The 20,516-nt window shown below is 66.0% G+C and carries 17 protein-coding genes; 9 read left to right on the top strand and 8 right to left on the bottom strand.

Going from position 1 to position 20,516, the window contains the following annotated elements:
- Nucleotides 1-152 precede the first annotated feature (152 nt).
- A complete protein-coding gene (locus tag AU198_RS03375) occupies nucleotides 153-1,454 on the top strand; it encodes an FAD-dependent oxidoreductase (RefSeq protein WP_064346086.1) in 1,302 nt (433 codons plus the stop codon).
- Nucleotides 1,438-2,691 carry an MFS transporter gene (locus AU198_RS03380; RefSeq protein WP_064346087.1) on the top strand — a complete coding sequence of 418 codons (1,254 nt, stop codon included), beginning with the start codon at nucleotides 1,438-1,440 and terminating at the stop codon, nucleotides 2,689-2,691. Before AU198_RS03375 ends, AU198_RS03380 begins: the two co-directional genes overlap by 17 nt.
- On the opposite strand, the gene AU198_RS03385 is transcribed toward AU198_RS03380, so the two are convergent.
- From AU198_RS03385 to AU198_RS03395, 3 genes are read right to left on the bottom strand one after another with little or no spacing between them, the layout of a single operon-like run.
- Nucleotides 2,660-3,148: an SRPBCC family protein gene (locus AU198_RS03385; RefSeq protein ID WP_064346088.1), complete on the bottom strand. Its 489-nt coding sequence runs from the start codon at nucleotides 3,146-3,148 to the stop codon at nucleotides 2,660-2,662. The genes AU198_RS03380 and AU198_RS03385 overlap by 32 nt on opposite strands.
- Before the next feature lie 2 nt (nucleotides 3,149-3,150).
- On the bottom strand, nucleotides 3,151-3,477 hold the full coding sequence (locus AU198_RS03390) for an ArsR/SmtB family transcription factor (protein ID WP_064346161.1): 327 nt from the start codon (nucleotides 3,475-3,477) through the stop codon (nucleotides 3,151-3,153).
- A gap of 52 nt (nucleotides 3,478-3,529) precedes the next feature.
- Entirely contained in the window at nucleotides 3,530-4,918 is a 1,389-nt protein-coding gene (locus tag AU198_RS03395; protein WP_064346089.1) for an oxygenase MpaB family protein, read from the bottom strand.
- Between the two features lie 368 nt (nucleotides 4,919-5,286).
- On the opposite strand from AU198_RS03395, the gene AU198_RS03400 reads away from it, so the two are divergent.
- Both AU198_RS03400 and AU198_RS03405 read left to right on the top strand, forming a co-directional pair.
- Entirely contained in the window at nucleotides 5,287-7,320 is a 2,034-nt protein-coding gene (locus AU198_RS03400; protein WP_064346090.1) for a toprim domain-containing protein, read from the top strand.
- Nucleotides 7,321-7,329: 9 nt separating this feature from the next.
- Nucleotides 7,330-9,468, top strand: coding sequence for a DNA gyrase subunit A (locus tag AU198_RS03405; protein WP_064346091.1), 2,139 nt, complete (start codon nucleotides 7,330-7,332; stop codon nucleotides 9,466-9,468).
- Nucleotides 9,469-9,503: 35 nt separating this feature from the next.
- Here AU198_RS03405 and AU198_RS03410 read toward each other — a convergent pair whose 3' ends face one another.
- On the bottom strand, nucleotides 9,504-10,037 hold the full coding sequence (locus AU198_RS03410; RefSeq protein WP_064346092.1) for a TetR/AcrR family transcriptional regulator: 534 nt from the start codon (nucleotides 10,035-10,037) through the stop codon (nucleotides 9,504-9,506).
- Nucleotides 10,038-10,383: 346 nt separating this feature from the next.
- Here AU198_RS03410 and AU198_RS03415 point away from each other — a divergent pair, with 346 nt between their 5' ends.
- Together AU198_RS03415 and AU198_RS03420 are read left to right on the top strand one after the other, a co-directional pair.
- A complete protein-coding gene (locus tag AU198_RS03415) occupies nucleotides 10,384-11,304 on the top strand; it encodes an LLM class flavin-dependent oxidoreductase (protein WP_156431474.1) in 921 nt (306 codons plus the stop codon).
- Nucleotides 11,305-11,434: 130 nt separating this feature from the next.
- Complete coding sequence (locus AU198_RS03420; protein WP_064346094.1) at nucleotides 11,435-12,205, top strand: DUF1906 domain-containing protein; 771 nt, start codon at nucleotides 11,435-11,437, stop codon at nucleotides 12,203-12,205.
- Between the two features lie 12 nt (nucleotides 12,206-12,217).
- On the opposite strand, the gene AU198_RS03425 is transcribed toward AU198_RS03420, so the two are convergent.
- Nucleotides 12,218-13,345 carry a coiled-coil domain-containing protein gene (locus tag AU198_RS03425; RefSeq protein ID WP_064346095.1) on the bottom strand — a complete coding sequence of 376 codons (1,128 nt, stop codon included), beginning with the start codon at nucleotides 13,343-13,345 and terminating at the stop codon, nucleotides 12,218-12,220.
- A 296-nt stretch (nucleotides 13,346-13,641) separates the two neighbouring features.
- Between AU198_RS03425 and AU198_RS03430 the strand changes: the two genes are divergently transcribed.
- Nucleotides 13,642-14,109, top strand: coding sequence for a DUF4262 domain-containing protein (locus AU198_RS03430; protein WP_064346096.1), 468 nt, complete (start codon nucleotides 13,642-13,644; stop codon nucleotides 14,107-14,109).
- 137 nt (nucleotides 14,110-14,246) lie between these two features.
- On the opposite strand, the gene arr is transcribed toward AU198_RS03430, so the two are convergent.
- Nucleotides 14,247-14,708 carry an NAD(+)--rifampin ADP-ribosyltransferase gene (gene arr, locus AU198_RS03435; protein ID WP_502689263.1) on the bottom strand — a complete coding sequence of 154 codons (462 nt, stop codon included), beginning with the start codon at nucleotides 14,706-14,708 and terminating at the stop codon, nucleotides 14,247-14,249.
- A 287-nt stretch (nucleotides 14,709-14,995) separates the two neighbouring features.
- Here arr and AU198_RS03440 point away from each other — a divergent pair, with 287 nt between their 5' ends.
- Both AU198_RS03440 and AU198_RS03445 read left to right on the top strand, forming a co-directional pair.
- Complete coding sequence (locus AU198_RS03440) at nucleotides 14,996-16,084, top strand: methyltransferase (protein ID WP_082690846.1); 1,089 nt, start codon at nucleotides 14,996-14,998, stop codon at nucleotides 16,082-16,084.
- 79 nt (nucleotides 16,085-16,163) lie between these two features.
- Nucleotides 16,164-16,991, top strand: a complete 828-nt coding sequence (locus AU198_RS03445) for an SDR family NAD(P)-dependent oxidoreductase (protein ID WP_064346098.1) — start codon at nucleotides 16,164-16,166, stop codon at nucleotides 16,989-16,991.
- A gap of 333 nt (nucleotides 16,992-17,324) precedes the next feature.
- Here AU198_RS03445 and AU198_RS03450 read toward each other — a convergent pair whose 3' ends face one another.
- Together AU198_RS03450 and AU198_RS03455 are read right to left on the bottom strand one after the other, a co-directional pair.
- Complete coding sequence (locus AU198_RS03450; RefSeq protein ID WP_064346099.1) at nucleotides 17,325-17,582, bottom strand: DUF3297 family protein; 258 nt, start codon at nucleotides 17,580-17,582, stop codon at nucleotides 17,325-17,327.
- 224 nt (nucleotides 17,583-17,806) lie between these two features.
- On the bottom strand, nucleotides 17,807-20,464 hold the full coding sequence (locus AU198_RS03455) for a replicative DNA helicase (protein WP_082690856.1): 2,658 nt from the start codon (nucleotides 20,462-20,464) through the stop codon (nucleotides 17,807-17,809).
- Between the last annotated feature and the right edge of the window lie 52 nt (nucleotides 20,465-20,516).

Below are 20,516 nucleotides of genomic sequence, written 5' to 3' on the forward strand. Positions count from 1 at the left end.
ACTCCCTATCGGTTGCGCCGCGGTCACGGAATACGCGGCCGGCACCTCTATAGACGGTGGCTCATGCCAAAGGATGCACCCACGCGACTCATCGCGTCCATACGGGCTTTCACCCGTCACAACACATGAACCCCACAACAAGGAGGAACACCATGTCGAAGCAGCTTCCCGTCGCGGTTCTCGGGGCCGGTCCGGTCGGGCTTGCCGCGGCCGCGCACCTGGCCGAGCGCGGCTTGCCGTTCGTCGTTTTCGAAGCTGGAGAAGTCGTTGGCGCCAGCGTCCGACGCTGGGGCCACGTGCGCCTGTTCTCGCCGTGGCGCTACGACATGGATCGTGCCGCGCAACGGCTGCTGAAGGGTCACGGGTGGAACTCGCCGGATCCGGCCGCGTACCCGACCGGCGCCGAGATCGTCGAGCAGTATTTGTCGCCGCTGGCGGGGCTGGATGCCATCGCGCCCCATCTGCGGCTCGGCCACCGGGTTGTCGGTGTCACCCGCCAGGGTGTGGACAAGCTGCGCGACGACGACCGCAGCGCCCGGCCATTCATCATCACCACGAGCGGCCCGCACGGTGACACGCGGACACCGGTGCGCGCCGTCATCGATGCGACAGGAACCTGGCGCTCCCCGAATCCGATTGGTGCTGAGGGTATTCCGGCGATCGGCGAAGACCAAGCGGCCCGGCGCATCAGCTACGGAATTCCCGATGTGCTCGGCACTGAACGCGATCGCTACGCCGGCCGACGGGTCGCCGTGGTCGGAAGCGGACACTCGGCCAAGCACGTGATCCGCGAGTTGGCCCTGCTGGCCGAGGCGGCTCCCGGCACCACGATCACCTGGATCGTGCGTAGAGGCGAAAAGACGCGGGTCTTCGGCAACGAAGTCGATGCGCGGCTACCCGAGCGGGGCAAGCTCGGGGCCGACGCGCACCAGTTGGTCTCCTCGGGTGAGGTCCGGCTGTTGACGGGTTTCCGCACCGAACGAACCGACGTCGACGAGTCGGGCATCGTGTTGGTGTCGCCCGAGGGCCGGGAAACCGGACCGTTCGACGAGATCGTGGCGGCAACGGGATTTCGTCCCGACTTCGACTTCCTACGCGAGGTGCGCCTCGACCTCGACCCGTGGGTGGAGAGCACGCGGGCGCTGGCCCCGTTGATCGACCCCAACATCCACTCGTGTGGTTCGGTGCCCCCGCACGGGGCGGCCGAACTCGCCCATCCCGAACAGGGGTTCTACGCCGTCGGAGCGAAGAGTTACGGCCGTGCGCCCAACCTGCTGTTGGCGACCGGCTATGAGCAGGTCCGTTCGGTGGTCGCCGCACTCGCCGGGGACGACGACGCCTCGAACCGGGTGGAGCTGGTTCTTCCGACATCCGGATCGACCTGCGGCCTCAAGGCACAGCCTGAGCCGGCGGTTCCCCAACCCGAGGCGGAGACGAGTGCCTGCTGCGGCTGAGGCAGTACGGTCGGGCCCGCCGGAACTCCGGCGGGCGACGGCCGCGCTGGCCATCACACAGCTGATCTCCTGGGGAGTTCTGTACTACGCGTTCGCCGCCGTGGCGCCCCTCATGACACGCCAACCGGGCTGGGGTGTGACCGCGGTCAGCTGCGCGTTCTCGGTCGGACTCCTCGTGGCGGGCATGTCTGCGCGGGCCGTCGCCGTGTTGTTGGCCAGGCTGGGACCGCGGGTGACGATGACTGGGGGCGCACTGCTGATGATCGTCGCGACCACGCTGTGGGCGTCGGCGTCGTCGATAGCGATGCTCTATGCCGCATGGGCGCTGATCGGCGCGGCCATGGCTGCCACTCTCTACGAACCGACATTCGCTGTTCTCGCCCTGATGGATTCAAGCCGGATGCGTCGAACGATCGCCGCCGTCACGGTGGCCGGTGGGCTGGCCAGCAGCGTGTTCGTGCCCTTGGCTCAGTACCTCGTCGAAACGCTCGGGTGGCGTGCTGCCGTCGCGGTCCTCGGAGCCGCGGGCGGGGTGGTGACCGCAGCGCTGCACGCCCGGTATCTGCCGCGGCACATTCCGACCCACTGCAACCCGCCGACAGCATCGCGCCCGCTGATTGGTTCTCGAACGATGCGGCGCCTGCGTGTGGCATACACGCTTGAACAAGCGAGTGCCGTCGCCGCGACGGTTTTGGTCGTCGCAATGTTGAGCGACCGAGGTGTCGACCCGTATGTCGCGGGATTCGTGCTCGCGTCAAGCGGAATCGGAAAGGTCACCGGACGCGCTGTGCTGGCGGGGCGGATTGGAAGGCTTCCACCGGAAGTGCTCGCCGCCGGAGCGGCGGCGTTGCACGCGGTAGCGCTGATCAGCATGCTCGCGTCGACCGCGTCACCGTGGCTGTATCTGGCCGGACTGGTTTGTGGTGCCGCGTCCGGAACCAGCAGCATGCTTCGCCCACTCCTTGTGGCCCGACGAGTCCGGCTGAGCGAGTTCGCGACGGCGAATGCGCGGCTGCAGGGGTGGGCGACCCTCGGGCGCGCCTCAGGTCCGTTGATCGTCGGCGGCACCGCCGCGCATGTCGGATGGGCCGGCGGGTGGGCCGTTGTGGTCGGCGGACTCACCGCCGCTGCCGGCACATTCGCGACACTCCAGCCGAAGATCGGCGGGACGACAGAGGGTTCCGACACCGTGACCGTGCCCGACGTCAGCTCGCGAGCAACTCGTCGATCTGATTGATCGCCTGCGCCGTGCCCTCTTCGACGCCCATCTCGAGCACCTTCTGCAGGCCCTCGGCCGACTCGTACGTGCTGACGTAGGTGGCCCTGGTGGCAGCGTCGCCGATCGCCTCGAAGGTGTAGACGCTGTGCGCGACCGGCATATCGGTTGCGGGTTTGAGATTTTCGTCGGCGAAGCCGTCTTCGAAACTGAAGCTGTGCGGCTCGTCGACGGCCGTGACCTTCCAGTAGCCTCCGTACTTCTCGCCGTCGGGGCCGGTCATGTAGTAGGTGACGGTGCCACCCGGGGTGAGCGCATGCTCGACCACGGTGGCCGGGTAACCCGGTGGGCCCCAGATCTTTTCGAGCTGCCGCGGGTCGGCGTAGATCTGCCAAATGCGCTCGACGGGTGCCGCGAATTCTGCGGTGATCGTCAGGGTGCGCTCGTCGATGTTCTTGCTGATGTTGGTGACAGGCATGGTCATTCCTCGCTGAGTAGGTCGTCAATGCGAGCGATGCGAGCGCGCCAGACGTCCTCGAGCTCGGCGAGCATCGAGGCGACTGACCGCACCGCCTCCACCTCGCCACTCGCCAGCTGCTCTCGCCCCTGACGACGCTTGGAGATCAGGCGCGCCTTCTCCAGCACGGCGACGTGCTTTTGCACCGCGGCGAAGCTCATGTCGTACTGCGCCGCGAGCGCCGTGACCGAGTGCTCGCCGGCCAGCACCCGACGAAGGATGTCTCGCCGAGTCCGGTCGGCCAGGGCGTGGAAGAACGCGTCCGCTCTGTCCTCGTCCTGGTCGGGCACCACCACAATATACAACCAATCGGTTGTATGTTGTCAAGCGTTGGAACTGGGCCTAGCCGGTGAAGCCCTCTCCCTTGGTCGATCGGTCGTGGTGGGTGTACGTCAGCGGAATCTGCCGGCCCTTGGCGATTTTGTTCAGCATCGCGATCCGATCACGCGCGGCTGCACCGGTCTTTTTTCTCTGCTCGCGGAGGGGGTTGGACCACGGCAGCTTGTCGGCCACGATCGCGATGCCGACGTTGAGCCTGGCGACCTTCTTGAAGATCCGGACCCGGCGTTCGTAGTTGTAGCCAAGCGGCTCGAAGAAGCTGCCGGCCACCATCGCCTCGATCTGCTGGTATCCGAACACCGCGCCCGCCGGGACGAGCGCGAGGGTTGCGGTGAGCTGGTTGGCGTGCCGTGCCACCAACTTCTTGACGACGCCGGGAAGCGTTTCGGTCAGCGTCGTCAGGTGCGCGGGACCCGCGATCGCATCGACGAGTTCGGCTCGCCACGGCGACGGGTTGCCGCCCCTGGCCAGGACATAGTTCAGCGACTTGATCAGCTCCAGGCCGGTCGGGGAATAGAGCCGCTCCGGCGCACCCCACAGCCGCCCGGAGTACGACGAGTACTCGGCGAGGTCCTCGAGCTGTTGGCTGGTCAGCTTGCGCCCGAACGCGTGGTCGACGAGCCGTCCGAGCAGCATCCCGCTGCCGAACCCGAGCAGGGACGTCACCGGAATGGGCTCGCCGAACTTGAGGTAGACGTCGTCCCCCCATTTGCGGCGCAAACCACGACTGGCCAGCCCGTGCATCAACCGCACCCGCACCACATCCTGAAAGGCCTCCGAGTGCCGGTCGAAGATGTCGGGCAGCGTGAACTCCGCGAACACCCGTGCGGTCTCGATGAAGCGCCGCGGGCCGTCATCGGCGAAACGACCGGTGGCGCCGGTGGAGGCGGAGATGTCTCCGGTCATCGCGGTCTCGTAGAACGCCCACCCCTGGATGATCATGGTGGCGGTCCTGGTGGCCGACATCGCCAGCATGCGGCCGCGTTCGGCGGCCTCGAGGTCGAACTGGCTCGGAAGCTGATCCAGGTGCTCGAAGAATTCGACGAACTCCCGGGGCGGGTCCTCGAGCGTGTCGATGCCCTGGGTCAGCGCCTGTTCATACAGTGCGCGGCCCTTCTCGTAGCCGAGGCGCTCGAACGCGTCGACCACGCCGACGATGTATTCGTCGCCCTGCCAGAAGTAGTCGTCGCGTAGCCGCGTGAGTTCGTTGGGTTGGACCTCTTTGTCGATGTCGATCCACTCGCCGAACATGAACTCGCGCATCTGCCGCCACTGGTCCGCGAAGTGGTCGCGGCCGGGCGGGATGGGCCGCAGCGGCCGATCGGGATGATCCCGCCGGTTGAACTCGACGTCTTCGAGCAGGATCTCTTGCTGTTCGCCGGTCACGGTCATCGGGCAGATCCAATCTGATAAATACAGGACACTGATTTCGACGTTATCGCACGGCCCCGCTTATGTGAATGCCGGTTCCGCCCTTGCTACCCCGCTATCGACTCGTGGGTGTCGAGCATTGCCATGTCGGCCGCGGCACGTCCGGCGCCCCAGCCGGCACCGTTGGACCCTGAGACCGCGCGAGGCACCGTCGACGGAAACAGGAGGTCCGACACACTGCGGCAGGCGCGTCGAATCGTTCGAGGCAGTCTTCACCTCGCTGTGTCGACACCGTGATCACGGCAGGCCCTCAGGTTCCGCGGAGATGTCGATCCCCGCGTCTACGATTCCTGCGGCCCCCAATTCGGCATCGACACAAAGGACCCGCAGTGAGTTACACCGCCGCCGACATCACCGAACTCGATGATGTCCAGCACACGCGCCTGCGGCCGGCGGTGAACCTCGGGCTCGACGTGCTCAACACCGCGTTGCGTGAGTTGATCGACAACGCGATCGAGGAGGTCGCCGACTCCGGCAACGGTGGATCGACCGTGACGATCACCCTGCACGCCGACGGCTCGGTCAGCGTCGCCGACGACGGCCGCGGCCTGCCCGTCGACACCGATCCGGCGACAGGAAAGAACGGCATCGTCAAGACGCTCGGCACCGCGCGGGCCGGCGGGAAGTTCGACGCCCATATCGATGCGACGAGCACCGGCGCCGGTCTCAACGGAATCGGCGCGGCCGCAGCGGTGTTCATCTCCGCGCGCACCGACGTGACCGTGCACCGGGCCGGTAAGACCTATGTGCAGAGCTTCGGGCGCGGCTATCCGGGAACCTTCGAGGGCAAGGAGTTCGATCCCGACGCCCCGTTCACTCGATCCGACGCGCAGAAATTGCGGGGCACCGGCAATCGCAAGCCCGCCATGCATGGCACCACCGTCCGTATCCTGTTCGACCCGGCGGTGGTCCCGGACACCAGCATCGACATCGGCGAAGTGCTGCTGCGGGCGCATGCCGCGGCCCGGATGTCTCCCGGTGTTCACCTGGTCGTGGTCGACGAGGGCTGGCCCGGCGAGCAGGTGCCGCCGGCGTTGCTTGAACCATTCGGCGGCCCGTGGGGCACCAACACGCTGCTGGACCTCATGTGCACCGCCGCGGGCACCCCGGCGCCCGACATCCGCGCCGTGGTCGAGGGTCGCGGCGAGTACACCACCGGGCGCGGCCCTACACCGTTCCGCTGGTCCCTGACCGCGGGCCCGGCCGAACCGGCGACGGTGGCCGCGTTCTGCAACACGGTGCGAACCCCCGGCGGTGGATCGCATCTGACCGCCGCGATGAAGGGGCTGTCCGAAGCCCTGGCCGATCGTGCGTCGCGGATGCGGGATCTCGGCCTGGCCAAGGGCGAAGAAGGCCCCGAGCCACAGGATTTCGCCGCCGTCACCGCACTCGCCGTCGACACCCGTGCCCCCGATGTCTCCTGGGACTCACAAGCCAAGACCGCGGTGTCGTCGCGGTCGCTGAACGTGGCGATGGCCCCGGATGTGGCGCGCAGCGTCACGGTGTGGGCGGCCAATCCGGCCAACGGCGACGCGGTGACCCTGTGGACCAAGCTGGCGCTGGAGTCCGCGCGGGCACGGCGCAGCGCGGAAGGGGCAAAGGCACGGTCGCGTGCGGCTTCGAAGGCCAAGGGCTTGGGCACCAACCTGTCTCTGCCGCCCAAGCTGCTGCCCAGCCGCGAGACCGGTCGCGGGTCGGGCGCCGAGTTGTTCCTCTGCGAGGGCGATTCGGCGCTGGGCACCATCAAGGCCGCCCGCGACGCCACCTTCCAGGCGGCATTCCCACTGAAAGGCAAGCCGCCCAACGTATATGGGTTTGCCTTGAGCAAGGCGCGGTCCAAAGACGAGTTCGACTCCATCGAGCGCATCCTGGGCTGCGGTGTGCGGGACAACTGCGACCCCGAGTTGTGCCGATACGACCGGATCCTGTTCGCCTCCGACGCCGATCCCGACGGCGGCAACATCAACTCCAGCCTGATCTCGATGTTTCTCGACTTCTACCGTCCGCTCGTCGAGGCCGGGATGGTCTATGTGACCCTGCCGCCGCTGTTCGTCGTCAAGACCGCCAGCGAGCGGATCTACTGTCAGGACGAGTCCGAGCGCGACGCGGCGGTCGCCAAGATGAAGGCCACCTCGAAGGGCAGGGTCGAGGTGCAGCGCAACAAGGGCCTCGGCGAGATGGACGCCGACGACTTCTGGAACACCGTGCTCGATCCCCAGCGGCGCACCGTGATTCGTGTCCTGCCCGATGACGGGGAGAAGAAGTTGCACCACACGTTGTTCGGCGGACCGCCCGAGGGTCGTCGCACGTGGATGGCCGAGATCGCCGCCCGCGTCGACACCAATTCCCTCGATCTCGACTAGGAGAGCCACGTGACCGCCACCCTGGACGTTCCAGAGCAGAATCCGGACCTGGTCCTCGACCAGAGCGCCGACGATTACTGGAACCGCTACCAACTCACCTTCGCGCTCTACAGCGTCAGCGACCGCGCGATCCCCTCGGCCTACGACGGACTCAAGCCGGGTCAGCGTCGCCTCCTGTACCAGATGCACGATTCGAAGCTGACGCCCGGCAACAAGCCGCAGAAGTCCTCCAAGGTCTGCTCGGCCGTCACCGGCAACCTGCACCCGCACGGCGGTACGTCGATGTACGGTGCGGCCGCGCTGATGGCCGCCGAGTTCCAGCGCGTGAAAGTCATTGACGGGCAAGGCGCGTTCCCGCGTATCCAGGGCGACATCCCCGCCGCCGACCGCTACACCGAGATGCGGTTGTCGGCTCCCGGCGCCGCGCTGACCGCCGAGCTGGACAGTCACGCCGTGCCGATGGTCTCGACCTTCGACGGCGAATGGGTCGAGCCGACGGTGCTGCCTGCCCAGTGGCCGGTGTTGCTGTGCAACGGTGCCGTCGGCATCGCCGAGGGGTGGGCCACCAAGGTGCCCGCCCACAATCCGCGCGAGATCATGGCCGCCTGCCGGGCGCTGTTGAAGACGCCGAACATGACCGACGACCGCCTGGTCAAGTTGATCCCCGGCCCGGACTGGGGTTGCGGTGCCACGGTGGTCGGTACCGCCGGCCTGCGGGAGTACATCACCACCGGTCGGGGCCAGTTCACCGTGCGCGGCACGCTGTCGGTGGACGGGAAGAATGTCGTCATCACCGAGTTGCCGCCGGGCGTCGCGAGTAACACGGTGCAGGAACGGATTCGGGCCCTGGTGGAGTCCGGTGAGCTGCCCGGTGTGGCGGACATGTCCGATCTGACCGACCGCCGCAACGGGCTGCGGATCGTCGTCACCGCCAAACGTGGCCACAGCGCCGAGCAGATCCGCGATCAGCTGCTGGCTCTGACGCCTTTGGAAGGGACCTTCGCCGCCAGCCTCGTCGCGCTCGACGAGAACCGGGTGCCGCGGTGGTGGTCGGTGCGCGAGTTTATCAAAGCATTTCTCTCCCTGCGTGATTCGGTGGTGCTGCACCGCAGTGAGTACCGGCTGGAGAAGGTCGCCGCCCGCCGTCATCTGGTGGCCGGCCTGATGACCATCCACCTCGACATCGACGCCGCGGTGGCGGTGATCCGCGGCTCCGACACCGTCGACGAAGCCCGACAGGGTCTGCAGGACCGGTTCAAGATCGGCGCCGTTCAGGCCGACTACGTGTTGGCGTTACAACTGCGCCGCCTGACCAAACTCGACGTCATCGAACTGCAGGCCGAGGCCGAACGACTGGACGCCGAATTCGCCCAACTCACCGAGCTGGTGTCGGATCCGGAGGCGCGGAAGTCGGTGATCGACAAGGAATTGGTGGAGACCGCAAAACTGTTCAAGGGCCCCGAATTCGACCGCCGCACCGTGCTCGACTTCGACGCCACGCCGGTCACGTCCGGGGGCGCAGACGACGGACCTCGGGAGCGCAAGGTGAACGCGTCCTGGCGGCTCGACGACCGCGGCGTCTTCTCCGACCGCCACGGCGAGCTGCTCACCTCCGGGCTGGGGTGGGCGGTGTGGACCGACGGCCGGGTGAAGTTCACCTCCGGTGGAGGGCTGCCGTACAAGGTCCGCGAGATTCCCGTCGCGCCGGACATCACCGGCCTCGTGTGCTCGGGTGTGCTGGCCGAGGGGTACCACCTGGCGTTGGTGACCCGGCGCGGCAAGGTTCTACGGATCGACCCGGTGGCGGTGAATCCGCAGGGCGTCGCCGGCAACGGCGTGGCCGGGGTGAAGTTGGCGGGCGGCGACGACGAGGTCATCGCCGCGCTGCCCGTCTCGTGCGCCAACGGCGAGGCCATTCTGTCGCTGGCGGAAAAGAGCTGGAAGGTCACCGAAGTCGCCGACATCCCGGTGAAGGGCCGCGGAGGCGCCGGCGTCGGGTTTCATCCGTTCGTCAAGGGTGAGAGCGCGCTGCTTGCGGCGTCGATCTCGGCGACGGGCTTCGTGCGCGGGAAGAGGTTGGTCCGGGCCGAGAACCGTGCCAAGGCGTCGATCAAGGGCTCTGGCCTGGATGTGACGCCGGCCGGCTAGCCGAAGTTCACTTCGCTTTACGGTTGACCGGATCCCTACCGCGCTGCCGTAGCTCGACACACCAACGTCACCAGGGAATCGATCTCGTCGGGTGTCATCGCTCGTCCTTCGAAGAGGGAGACCGACACCGCGGGTGCCAGCATCATGCGCAACACGACCGCCGAATCCACGTCAGCGCTCACCTCGCCGCGATCAATACCTCGCTCGACCATCCCGAACCATTGCGAGAGGTCGTTTCGAAACCAGCCCATCATGGAGTCGTTCAACGACGGGTACCGCCCCGAGATCATCGTGGCCATGATTGCCCGCTCCACGGGATCGGCTGCGAGCGAGGCCAACTCGGTGATCAGGGTCCGGACATCGCTCTCCCACGCGCCGGTGTCCGGGGTGTCGGTGCGATGACGCGCGTGAAATACGAGAGCTTCGTCCAGCAGTGCCGCCGAGGTGGGCCACCACCGATAGATCGTGCCCCTGTTCACCCCCGACCGTACCGCCACCTCCGCGATCGGAAGCTCCACCTTGCCTTCGGTCAACAACTCCAGACATACGCGCATCACCGATTCACGCACACGCTCGCTGCGTCCGCCAGGGCGAACGCGTTGTCTGACTGCATGATTCGCCGCACTGCGGTGCGTTGACGAGCTCACGGTCCTTGGTCCCTTGCAGTTGGACCGACGCTGGCGTTGCGCGCTGTCGCTTTCATCGGGCCTCCTCGTCGTCGGTGTCCCATTAGACCGCGCCAGCGCGGGGCGGCCTTTCGATCCCCGAGATACGCGAGCTTAATTGAACAGACTGTTGCTATTATGCCTGCTGTCGATCGCCGGTTCAGTAAAGGAATGCTGCATATGTCACGGATAGCGCTGCGCCGCTTAGTAGTCGGATTCCGCTCTGCCCCACGCCTCCCGGGGAGCCACGTTGAGCTCTGATCTCGGGTTGAAGATCTCCATGGGTCTTCCGACACTGTTCCCGCACGGACGCGAGACGGAGCTTGCGTGGTATCGGAAGATAGACGAGGGCCCGTGGGACGGGCTCGTCACCTACGAACGAATCGTTTACCCCTACAGCTGGTCGGTCGTCCCGCAGCTTGCCGCCGCGGCTGCGATGACGGAGCGCGTCCGACTCTGGACCGACGTCGTCGCACTCCCCATGCGAAACCCCGTCCTGTTCGCCAAGGACTTGGCGACGATCGACGTCCTATCGGACGGGCGCTTGACGCTCGGGATCGGCATCGGCGCCTGGGACGAGGATTACCTCGCAGCCGACTGCCCGCTCGACCGAAAGCGGCAACGAATGGACGAGGCCGTCGCGGCGATGCGCCGCGTGTGGGCCCAGGAGCCGCCCATCGACGGACGCTTTCCCGTAGGGCCCGTGCCCGTGCAGAGCGACGGCATTCCGCTTGTCGCCGGCGTGATCGGCCCGAAGGCACTTGCTCGAGCGGCACGATGGGCTGCTGGAGTGAGCGACCCGGCCCATTCGCTGCACTTCGACCCTGAGGCGCTGGCGGCTCAGCGCGAGCGTGTCATCGAGGCGTGGCGGGCTGCAGGCAGGACGGATCGGCCACACTTCTCCGCGCCGGTTTGGTTCGCGCTCGGGCCTGAGCCGGAACGTCAACTTCGGGAGCACGTGAAGGACTTCTGGGAAGAAGAAGTCGGCACCGTCGGAGAAGACGTCTCCTACTTGACCACTCCGGGCACGGGGACGATGAACTGCGGAGCGGCCGGCCTTCTTGCCGCCGTCAACGGTGCACGAGAGGCGGGCCTCGACGAACTCCGGCTCATCCCGTCGACCACCGACCCCGACGAAATCGACCGCGCACGCGAGGTGCTTGGTATCTGATCCGGCGTTCGGTATCGGTGACGGAGGCGCATCCTGGCGCCGCACCGGCCCGTACCGGTGCGGCATCAAAAATTGATATCGACCCCGCGTGGCTCCCTAATCACAGGCGTCTCATAGATAACATCGCGCGGTGCAGTTATCCCGGCGTGACGCACTGCGCTACGCCGCCACGGTGTCGGCACTGGCCGGACTCGGTGCGGCATCGGCGGTTACGCACGCGCCGAGCGCCGATGCCGCGCGCCCCACGCTGATCGACTATGCGATGCGCCAGATTCCGGCGCGGGACATCCGGGCCGCCGGCCACTCGGGCGTCATCAACTACGTGTCGACCTCACGGCCCGGCTCGAACTTCGGCGCCAAACCGATCACCTTGCCCTACGCCAAGTCCCTGGCCGCCGCCGGTCTGGTGATCGTCAGCAACTACCAGTACGGCAAGCCGGGCGGTACGGCACCGTCGGACTTCACCCGCGGATACCCCGGTGGCGTCGCAGATGCTCGCACCGGCTGGCACCTCCACACCGCCGCGGGTGGCGGTCGCAGCGCACCGATCTTCTTCAGCGTCGACGACGACATCGACCGCCAGACATGGATCAACACGGTGCTGCCGTGGTTCCGCGGAATCAACTCGGTGATCGGTGTACAGCGAACCGGGATCTACGGCGGCATCAGGCCGTGCCAGTGGGCCGCCGCCGACGGTGTCATCGGCAAGTCGGGCACCCCCGGCCACGTGTGGGCCTGGCAGACGCGGTCCTGGTCCAACGGGCAGATCTACCCGGCCGCGGTGCTCTACCAGCGCATCATCGACACCGCGTCGAACCCGGGCCCGGTGGTCGGTGGCATCCGCGTCGACGTCAACGACGTGCTGGCGCAGGACTGCGGCCAGTGGAATCTGCATCCGTGACCGTTGTCGCGGTCAGCGGCGCGGTGTCGTGGTGACGTGCACGTGGTCGTAGTGGCCGTAACCTGAGCCCGCCGGACCGCTCGGCGTGTAGTAGGTGCCGCGCCAGATCACGTCTTGGAGCCCGAATCGGCTCGCGTTGCTCAGCATGAAGTCACGGATCGCGTCACCGAGGGCGATGCCCTCGGCGCTCTCGGGATTGGGGATCATCACGTCGATCGCCAGGCCGCTCGGATGCCACGGCTTCGAGTCGGGTCGGACGCCGTCGATGTCGGCGATCTGAGGATATTTCGCGCTGATCGCCCGGGCGGCAAGGACGGTGTTGACCTGTAGCCCGGCCTCGTTCGCGACACCGACGGGCAGTGCCTCCGGGACATCGACACGGGCGGCCGCCAGGGCTTGAGCGGGGTCGACGGGCGGCTGGCCGGGCATCGCGAGAATCGCCGGGTCCGGCGGTGCGGGCGCAGCGGGGGGCGGGGGCGGCGCTGCTGGTGGCGGGACCGCGTTGTCGATGACCGCCTGCTGCTGCGGTGTCAACGCCGCGTACTGCGCCTCGGCGGCGGCGATCTTGCGCAGCAGGTCATTCCATTTAGCCTGCAGGTCCGCGCGGACCGCGGCGGCCTGCTCGGTCGCGGCGCGGGCGTCCGCTGCCGACTTCTCGGAAGCCTGCGCGGCGGTCTGGGCGCGCTCGCGTGCGGCGTGGAACGCCTTCATCTGCTCAGCCGTCGTGGCGCCGACCACGCGCTGCAGCGTCAGCTTGTCGAGCAATTGCTGCGGCGAGGATGCGGTCAGTAGTGCCGCTGCCTGGCCGTTGCGGCCACTCATGTAGTCCATCGCCGCGATGCGGTCGACTGCCGCCTGGTACGGCGCTAGCTGGGAGTTCGCGGCTGCGAGGGCATCAAGGTCGGTGCGGTGGCGGTCTTCGGCCGCCTTCTGGGCAGCCATTCGTGAGTCGACATCGTGTTGGGCGGCGGTGACGGCCTCGCGGGTCTCCAGCGCCTGAGCCGACAACTCGTTGAGTTTGGCCAGTGCGTCATCCGCCGGGTCTGCCACCACGTGGCCTGCCAGTGACAGAGCCAGCGCCAGGACCGTGGCTGCGACGCCGCCCGCCATCCGCGGGAGTAAACGGCGCACCCGACCCATTCGGATTGTCACGATCCTTCGTTGCAGGGACCCGTCCCGGTCCGGCCACGTTTTGTCTCGGACAGGTTATGGAGTCACACCGGCGATGTCTACTCGTCGGTCAATCTGACCGGGCTTCCTTCCCAAGGCCCGCCACTTCACGAGCACCGGCATCGTCAGCGCGATGGCTGCGCGGCTCGTGGACGCCGCCGACGGCGATGACCGCCTTGCGGGTCCGGCGGTTACAGCAAGTCGACACGCAGGCAGGTTGTCGGACCTCGAGAGGAAGGTGAGGGCAGCGACGGAAAGGAGCCAAGATGTGCTGGCAATGCGATCACCCGGAGGCCACTCGTGCCGACTACCACGACGTGCTCCGACGAAAGATTTCTGAGCACGGCTGGGCCGTGCAGTACGTCGAGGACGAGCCGACCCCGTTCGCCTACACCATCGGGCTGCACGGAGCCGGGCTGCCGGAGCTGTTGGTGACCGCGTTGCCACCCCGGCAAGCGGCGAGGGTGCTCAACACGGTGGCCGACTACATGATCCGCTCCCGGGTGCCGGCACCCGGCGACACGATGGAGTTGCCCGACGGTTGGCGCGCCGAGTTCGTCGCGGTCGCGCAACCAGACGTGCATATGTGTCTGGCGGTGGAACTGTACGGGCCCGACGTGCGGGCCCTGCAGATCGCGTGGCTCGATGAGCGCGGCCACTCCCCCTGGTGCCCGGAGTTCAACGCCGGCGGCCGCCGCCAGCCGGTGCTGGGCGTGCGCGCTCGCCAGACGTAAGTTGGCCGGGCTACCCGCTTCGAATCGAAGTAGCGGCGTACGAGCAGGTACCGCGCAGCGCAGCGCCGGCGTGCAGGACGTCGGTGAGCGGCCGAGGGCTTGGTGCGGCGACGTAGAGAGTGGTGACGGCGGTCTTCTCAGTTCAGGATCTCCGCATCGTCGTTTGAGAGCAGCGCAGACAGTCGGTGGCGCCACGTCTGCAACTGTTCAGGGGTCAGTCGCGTCCACTCAGTGATCTCGCCGACGATCCGCAGTGGGGCCGTGCTGCGGTACGACCGAGTGGGGTTGCCGGGGAACTTCTTATCGGTCACGTTCGGGTCATTCTCGAATTCCCCGGTCGGCTCTACTTCGTACACCCTGGGAAGTGCTTGCCCCTCGGCGAGTTCCGCGGCGACCTCCGCGGCAAGGCCGGCTCCGTCAACGAGAGCCGTGAAGTAGATGTGGTTCATCACGATCTCGGGACGGTAGTTCGATCGATGGCCCGCAGTGAGGAGCTCACCCACACTCAGCTTCGCGATCGTGCCGTGGAAGAACGGGCCGTCATCAATCTGTTTGGACACCTGAAGTCCCTCGGACGTACTGCTGAGACGTCCCAGCATGCAGCACCACCCGGGCCTTGCCACAAGCCCCCTATCAGGCCTTATCCTGAAGGTGAGAGCGATTCTGCCGATTCCGGATCCCGGCCTCATCTCACCGAAGGCTCTCAGTGGGTCGTGTCGGTCCGAATCTCCCTCTAGTAGAACACCTTTCGCAGCGCCGCCGAGCAGCCGCCCGGCAGTGCATCCGCCGAGCAGCCAGCGGGGAGCACTTGTGTGTTTTCCCTCCCGCGGTGACCAGGCCCAGAAAGCGGGGGTTGAGAATCCGCCTGGATGGCTAACCTGCACGGATGCCGTCGACCCCACTGCCTGTAGTGCTGGCCACGCTCGCTCTGCGGCGCAGACTCAAACAGCTCGCCGACCTTCTGGTGCCGCCTCAGATCGCGATGCTGGATCTCGGCGAGGGCGTCGGAGGCGTCCAGATCGCCGCAACCATTGCCGAACTCGGGATTGCCGATGTGCTCGCCGATGGGCCGAAGAGCGCGCACGAGATCGCCGCCCGAGTCAACTGCAACGAAGACACCATCCATCGCCTGCTGCGCGGCGCGGTCGGATGCGGCCTCTGCACGATGGATCGCCGCACGGGTGCGGTCAAGCTGACCCGCACCGGAGCGGTGCTGCGCAGCGATCACCCTGCTTCGCTGCGGGCGTGGATGCGCTACAAGGGGATGCGGTCGACCGTGGATGCCTGGGGCGGCCTTGCCGCCAGTGTGCGAAGCGGCCGAAGCGCTTTCGAGCTCGTGCACGGGATGTCGGTATGGGAGTGGTTCGCCGCCCATCCCGAGGAGCAACGCATCTTCGCGTCGACGATGCGGCAAGCCACAGAAATCAGCGCCCGTGCCATCGCGCGGGTCTACCCGTGGCCGGACAGTGCTGTGGTGTGCGATGTCGCCGGCGGCATCGGCACGCTGCTGTCGGTGATCGTGGCGGAATCGCGCGCGAACCTGCGCGGGATATTGGTCGACAGTGCAGGGATGATCGTCGAAGCCCAGGGATTCCTCGCCGAGCGCGGTGTGGCTGATCGCATCGACCGTGTCGAGGGCGACATCTTCGGCACCATCTGCGCCACCGCTGACGTCTATCTGCTCAAGGATGTGCTGCACGACTGGGACGACGAACGCTGCGGTGAGATTCTTGCCGCGGTGGCGGCGAGCATGCCCCGGGGTAGCAAGCTCGTGGTGGTCGAATACCTTCAAGAACCCAATCGCCCGAACCCGTTTTCGCCGCTTCTCGATCTGCACACGTTGACCCAACGAGACGGCGGACGCCTGCGTTCGCTCGCCGAATTGTCGGCCCTCCTCACCCGCGCCGGTCTGAGGCCGACCGGCCGGACGTTCTCGGTCGTCCCGCACGACCTCATCGAAGCCGAGAAGGTCTGAAGGGTGCAGCGCTTATCGCTGGACCGACCGCCGAGTTGAATCGTCCTGCGCCCTTCATGGTCGACGTATCGTCGAGGCCGTGGGCAAGACGATCGTCATCACGGGCGCGAGCGACGGCGTCGGGCGTGCTGCGGCCCAGGCGCTGACTTCTCGTGGCCACACGACGGTCATCGTCGGTCGATCCCGGGAGAAGACTGAGGCGGTAGCGGCCGAGGTCGGGGCACCGCCTCACTGCTGCGATTTCGACAGTCTGGACGATGTCCGCGGTCTGGCGGCAGAGCTTTTGAACCGCTACGACAAGCTTGATGTGCTGTGCAACAACGCCGGGCTTCAACTCAGCGGCGCGCGTCAGCTGACGCGTGATGGTTACGAACGCACTCTCCAGGTGAATCACTTGGCGCCCGCTCTGCTCACACGGCTTCTCCTGGACCGATTGATCGAATCCAAAGCGGCTGTGATCGCCACATCGAGCATTGCCGCGCGCATGGTGCAGCTGCATGTCGATGACCTGAACGGGGAGAAGCGGTTTCGCGCATTGCACGCCTACTCGGAAGCCAAGCTCGCGAATGTGTTGTTCACCCGCGAACTTCACCGCAGGTATCGATCGGCCGGGCTCGCGGCGGCGTCCTTCGAGCCGGGGTCGGTGGCGTCCAATTTCGCCAACGATTCGACGGCGGTCATGCGTGCCGTCTTCCACTCACCCTTGCGGAAGCTTTTGCGCACCCCCGAGCAGGGCGCAGACACCCTCGTATGGTTGGCGGACTCAGCCCCCGGTGTTGATTGGCCTTCGGGCGAGCACTTCCGCAAGAGACGTGTCGCGAAGACGCACCGCGCCGCCGACGATGTGGAGCTACGAAAGGTGCTGTGGCAGCGCACTTACGAAATGCTCGACAGGTCTCAGCGGTAGCTCCACGGTCCACACGCAGATTCGCGCGGCGGCAGAGCCGTCCTCCCATGAAGTTAACGAGAGTCCCAACAGCGCCTGCTGATTGTGTGGTGGATGCGGCTGGCGACATCGCGCTGCTGGCTCGCAGAGTCGAGGACAAGATCGACCCGCCAAGCGCCGCCATTTCAGCGGCGAGCCGAACTGCCGCTCGTGCGGCGGCTCGGATACCCGCTCGCCGTGTTTCGAGTCTGGCCATACTCGCGCCCCAGGGCGGTTCGTCATGCTCTGTCGGAGAGTGTCCGTCAGGGCACGGGGGATTGCTCGAGGGGTGGCGTTGCTCGCTCGGGAAGTCCGCTACTCCGTTGAGCGGAAATAAGGTTCAACCGTGCCGTTGAGCTTGACGACCATGGGATTCCCGCGGCGATCCTTCGCGGTCGGGATTTCGGCACGCACCCAACCCTCGGCCACGTTGTATTCGTGAACGTTGGATTTCTCAACGCCATTGAAGCGAATACCCACGTCGCGGCGAAGCACCTCTTCGTTGTAGAAGGCGCTGCGCGGATCGATGGATAGGTGGTTCGGTGGAACGTCTGCTTTTGAATCTTCGGACATGATGGCTCTCGTTTTATGCGGCGTCAGGTGCTTGTGTTTCTCTGTCAAAGAATTTACGCGATCCAGCCGTACTGGGGTCCGCTGGATGAATAGGTGACACTGGCAGGCGAAGCTGTCTCCGGATCTTGCGGCAGACCCCCGCGGGCAGTTAGCCGATAACACCCAAATAAATCTATCCGGACATACAGCTGATCAGCCACGCTGACGGCCTTCGCGCACCTTCGTCACTGCTTCGCCATATTCGCAAAACGACTCAGATGGAGTTGGTGCGCAACGGTAATCGTCTTCGTCGGGCCGTTCCGGTGCTTGCCCAGGATGAGGTCGGCTTCACCGCCGCGCGGATCGTCGCGTTCGAACGCGTCCGGGCGGTGCAAAAGTATGACCATGTCCGCATCCTGTTCTAGCGAGTTGTGTAGACTAACTAAGTTTGCGACGAAATTGTGTGTGTCGCTTACTGTTCCGTCGTAGACGTCGTGCGTACCGATACTCGTGATCTCCACGATTTCGTCCCAGAACACGTCGTTCAACGCCAGGTCGTGAATCTTGGTGTCCTCCAACAATGCTGCCGCCCGATGCAGCCTCGCCCTGCTGGGCGCATGTTTCCACATTGTCGATCCGCAGAACTTGGTACCCATTGCAGCGGCGAACTGGCGATGCGTCATCGTCCGCTCGGTAAGTGTGGCGCGGACATGGGTCCAAACTTCCTTCGGAACAGTGTCGAGATTCGTGTTGCGTACCTTGCTCTCGAGCATGCCGATCACTTCTCGTACTGCGATCGCCTTTTCACCGTTGACACCGACATGCCTGAGGAAGCGCAGTTGGTTCTCGGCTCCATAGATGTACAGGTGCCATCCATCGCGGTAACCCGCTTTACGGACCCGCTTTATGCGAGCGAAGACACCCAGCCGGGCCAGCAGTAGCGCAACGTCGTCAACGAGTTGTCGGCTGGTCGACGCGTAATAGACACGGCCTTGCCCGGCTTTCGCATCCCACTTGACGCAGCCATCCGTCGCCCACAGATGCCGGAGGAACAAGGCAATCTGATCATTTGGCAGCGCGAAAACCTCAGTGGGAACGAACTTGTCGTAGCTGCGCTTCCCGAACAGCCCCAGTTTGTCCAGCCATGCTGCAATCGGATTCCGTTTGCCATGCGTCAAGTGATACGGCGCCGGCAACCGCAATGTCGTCACCCGTGCCGCCGGGTAATCGTCTCGCACCGCGGTCACTCCGAAGTGCTGCGCCGCGGAGGCGACAGCATGAAGGTTCCACTCGTCGATGCTCGCGTACCGGATCGGTTGGTTCTTCACGCACGATCCGTCGCCGATCATGTGCGCCAGCAGGATGATTTCGGACTCGTCCATCCGCTGCGTGTGAACCGGCTCCGGGACCCGTCGCGGCACCGCCACCCGATCCCCGACCTTCAATTCGCCTAACGGGGTCCACCCGTCGAATGTCATGAACGGGTGGTTGGCCGTCGCCTCGACCTCACGGCCCGACGCCAGCCGCACCTTGAACACTTCCTTGTGCCCGCTGTAGAACACGTTCGTCATCGGCCGCGCGACCATCCGCTTGCGCTCATCCATCGACCACACCAGTGGCCGCTCCCCCGTGCGCATCAGCTCACCGAACGTCACCTCAGCGCCAGTGTCCGCCCGCAGGATTCGCGTATTTGCGGTGAGACAACCCGACTCGCGAAGATCCGACACCATCGGCTTCTTGTCCGTGCGCTGCTCCGGCCCACGGTTCAGCTGGCTGATCGCGACGACGGGCACGTCGAGTTCCTTGGCCATGAGCTTGAGACTTCGCGAAAAGTCCGACACTTCCTGCTGCCGCGATTCGTACTTCTTGCCCGACGTCATCAGCTGCATATAGTCGACGACGATCAATCGCAGGCCGGCCTTCTGGCTCAGCCGACGCGCCTTCGCGCGGATCTCCATCATCGTCAGATTCGGCGAGTCATCGATAAACAAAGGGGCTTCGCTGATCTCACTCATCCGGCGCGCCAACCGCGTCCAGTCGTCGTCACTCATCCGGCCCGACCGCATATCGGCCAACTTGATCTTCGCCTCGGCCGACAAGAGGCGCATCACGATCTCGGATTTGCTCATCTCCAGCGAGAAGATGACGCTGGGCATCTGGTGCTTGATAGAGCAGGACCGCATGAAATCCAGTCCGAGCGTTGACTTCCCGACACCCGGCCGCGCCGCGATGATGATCATCTGCCCCGGATGCAGGCCGTTGGTCACCTCGTCGAGTTCGACGAAGCCCGTCGGCACGCCGCGCGCGATGCCGCCCTGCGATGCGATCGCGTCGATCTCGTCCATCGTCGGCTGCAGCAGTTCCTCGAGGGGCACGAAGTCCTCGGCCGTGCGCCGCTCGGTGACGTCGTAGATCTCCGACTGGGCGCGGTCGACGATCTCGTTGACGTCGGCGCCCTCGGCCCCCGCGTAGCCGTACTGCACGACGCGCGTGCCCGCCTCAACCAGCCGCCGCAGCAGCGCCTTCTCCGCGACGATGCCCGCATAGAACCCGGCATTCGCGGCCGTCGGCACCGTCGAGATCAACGTGTGCAGATACGGCGCCCCGCCGATGCGGCGCAGCAGCCCGCGCCGGTCCAGCTCGGCGGCCACTGTCACTGCATCGGCGGGCTCGCCGCGGCCGTAGAGGTCGAGGATCGCGTCGTAGACGTTCTGGTGCGCAGGACGGTAGAAGTCCCCCGGGCGCAGCTTCTCGAGCACGTCGGCGATGGCGTCCTTGCTCAGCAGCATCCCGCCGAGCACCGCCTGCTCGGCAGCCTGATCCTGAGGGGGCTGACGCCCGAAGTCCTCGCTCGGCGGCGGGGTGTCCATCCCGTGATGACCAAGGTCGTCCACGACGGCCACGAAGCGCGTCACCCCCTTATTCACTATCGAACGCAAGTTCGATACCCGCTAG

The sequence above is a fragment of the Mycobacterium sp. GA-1199 genome (assembly GCF_001500045.1).
Lineage (GTDB): Bacteria > Actinomycetota > Actinomycetes > Mycobacteriales > Mycobacteriaceae > Mycobacterium.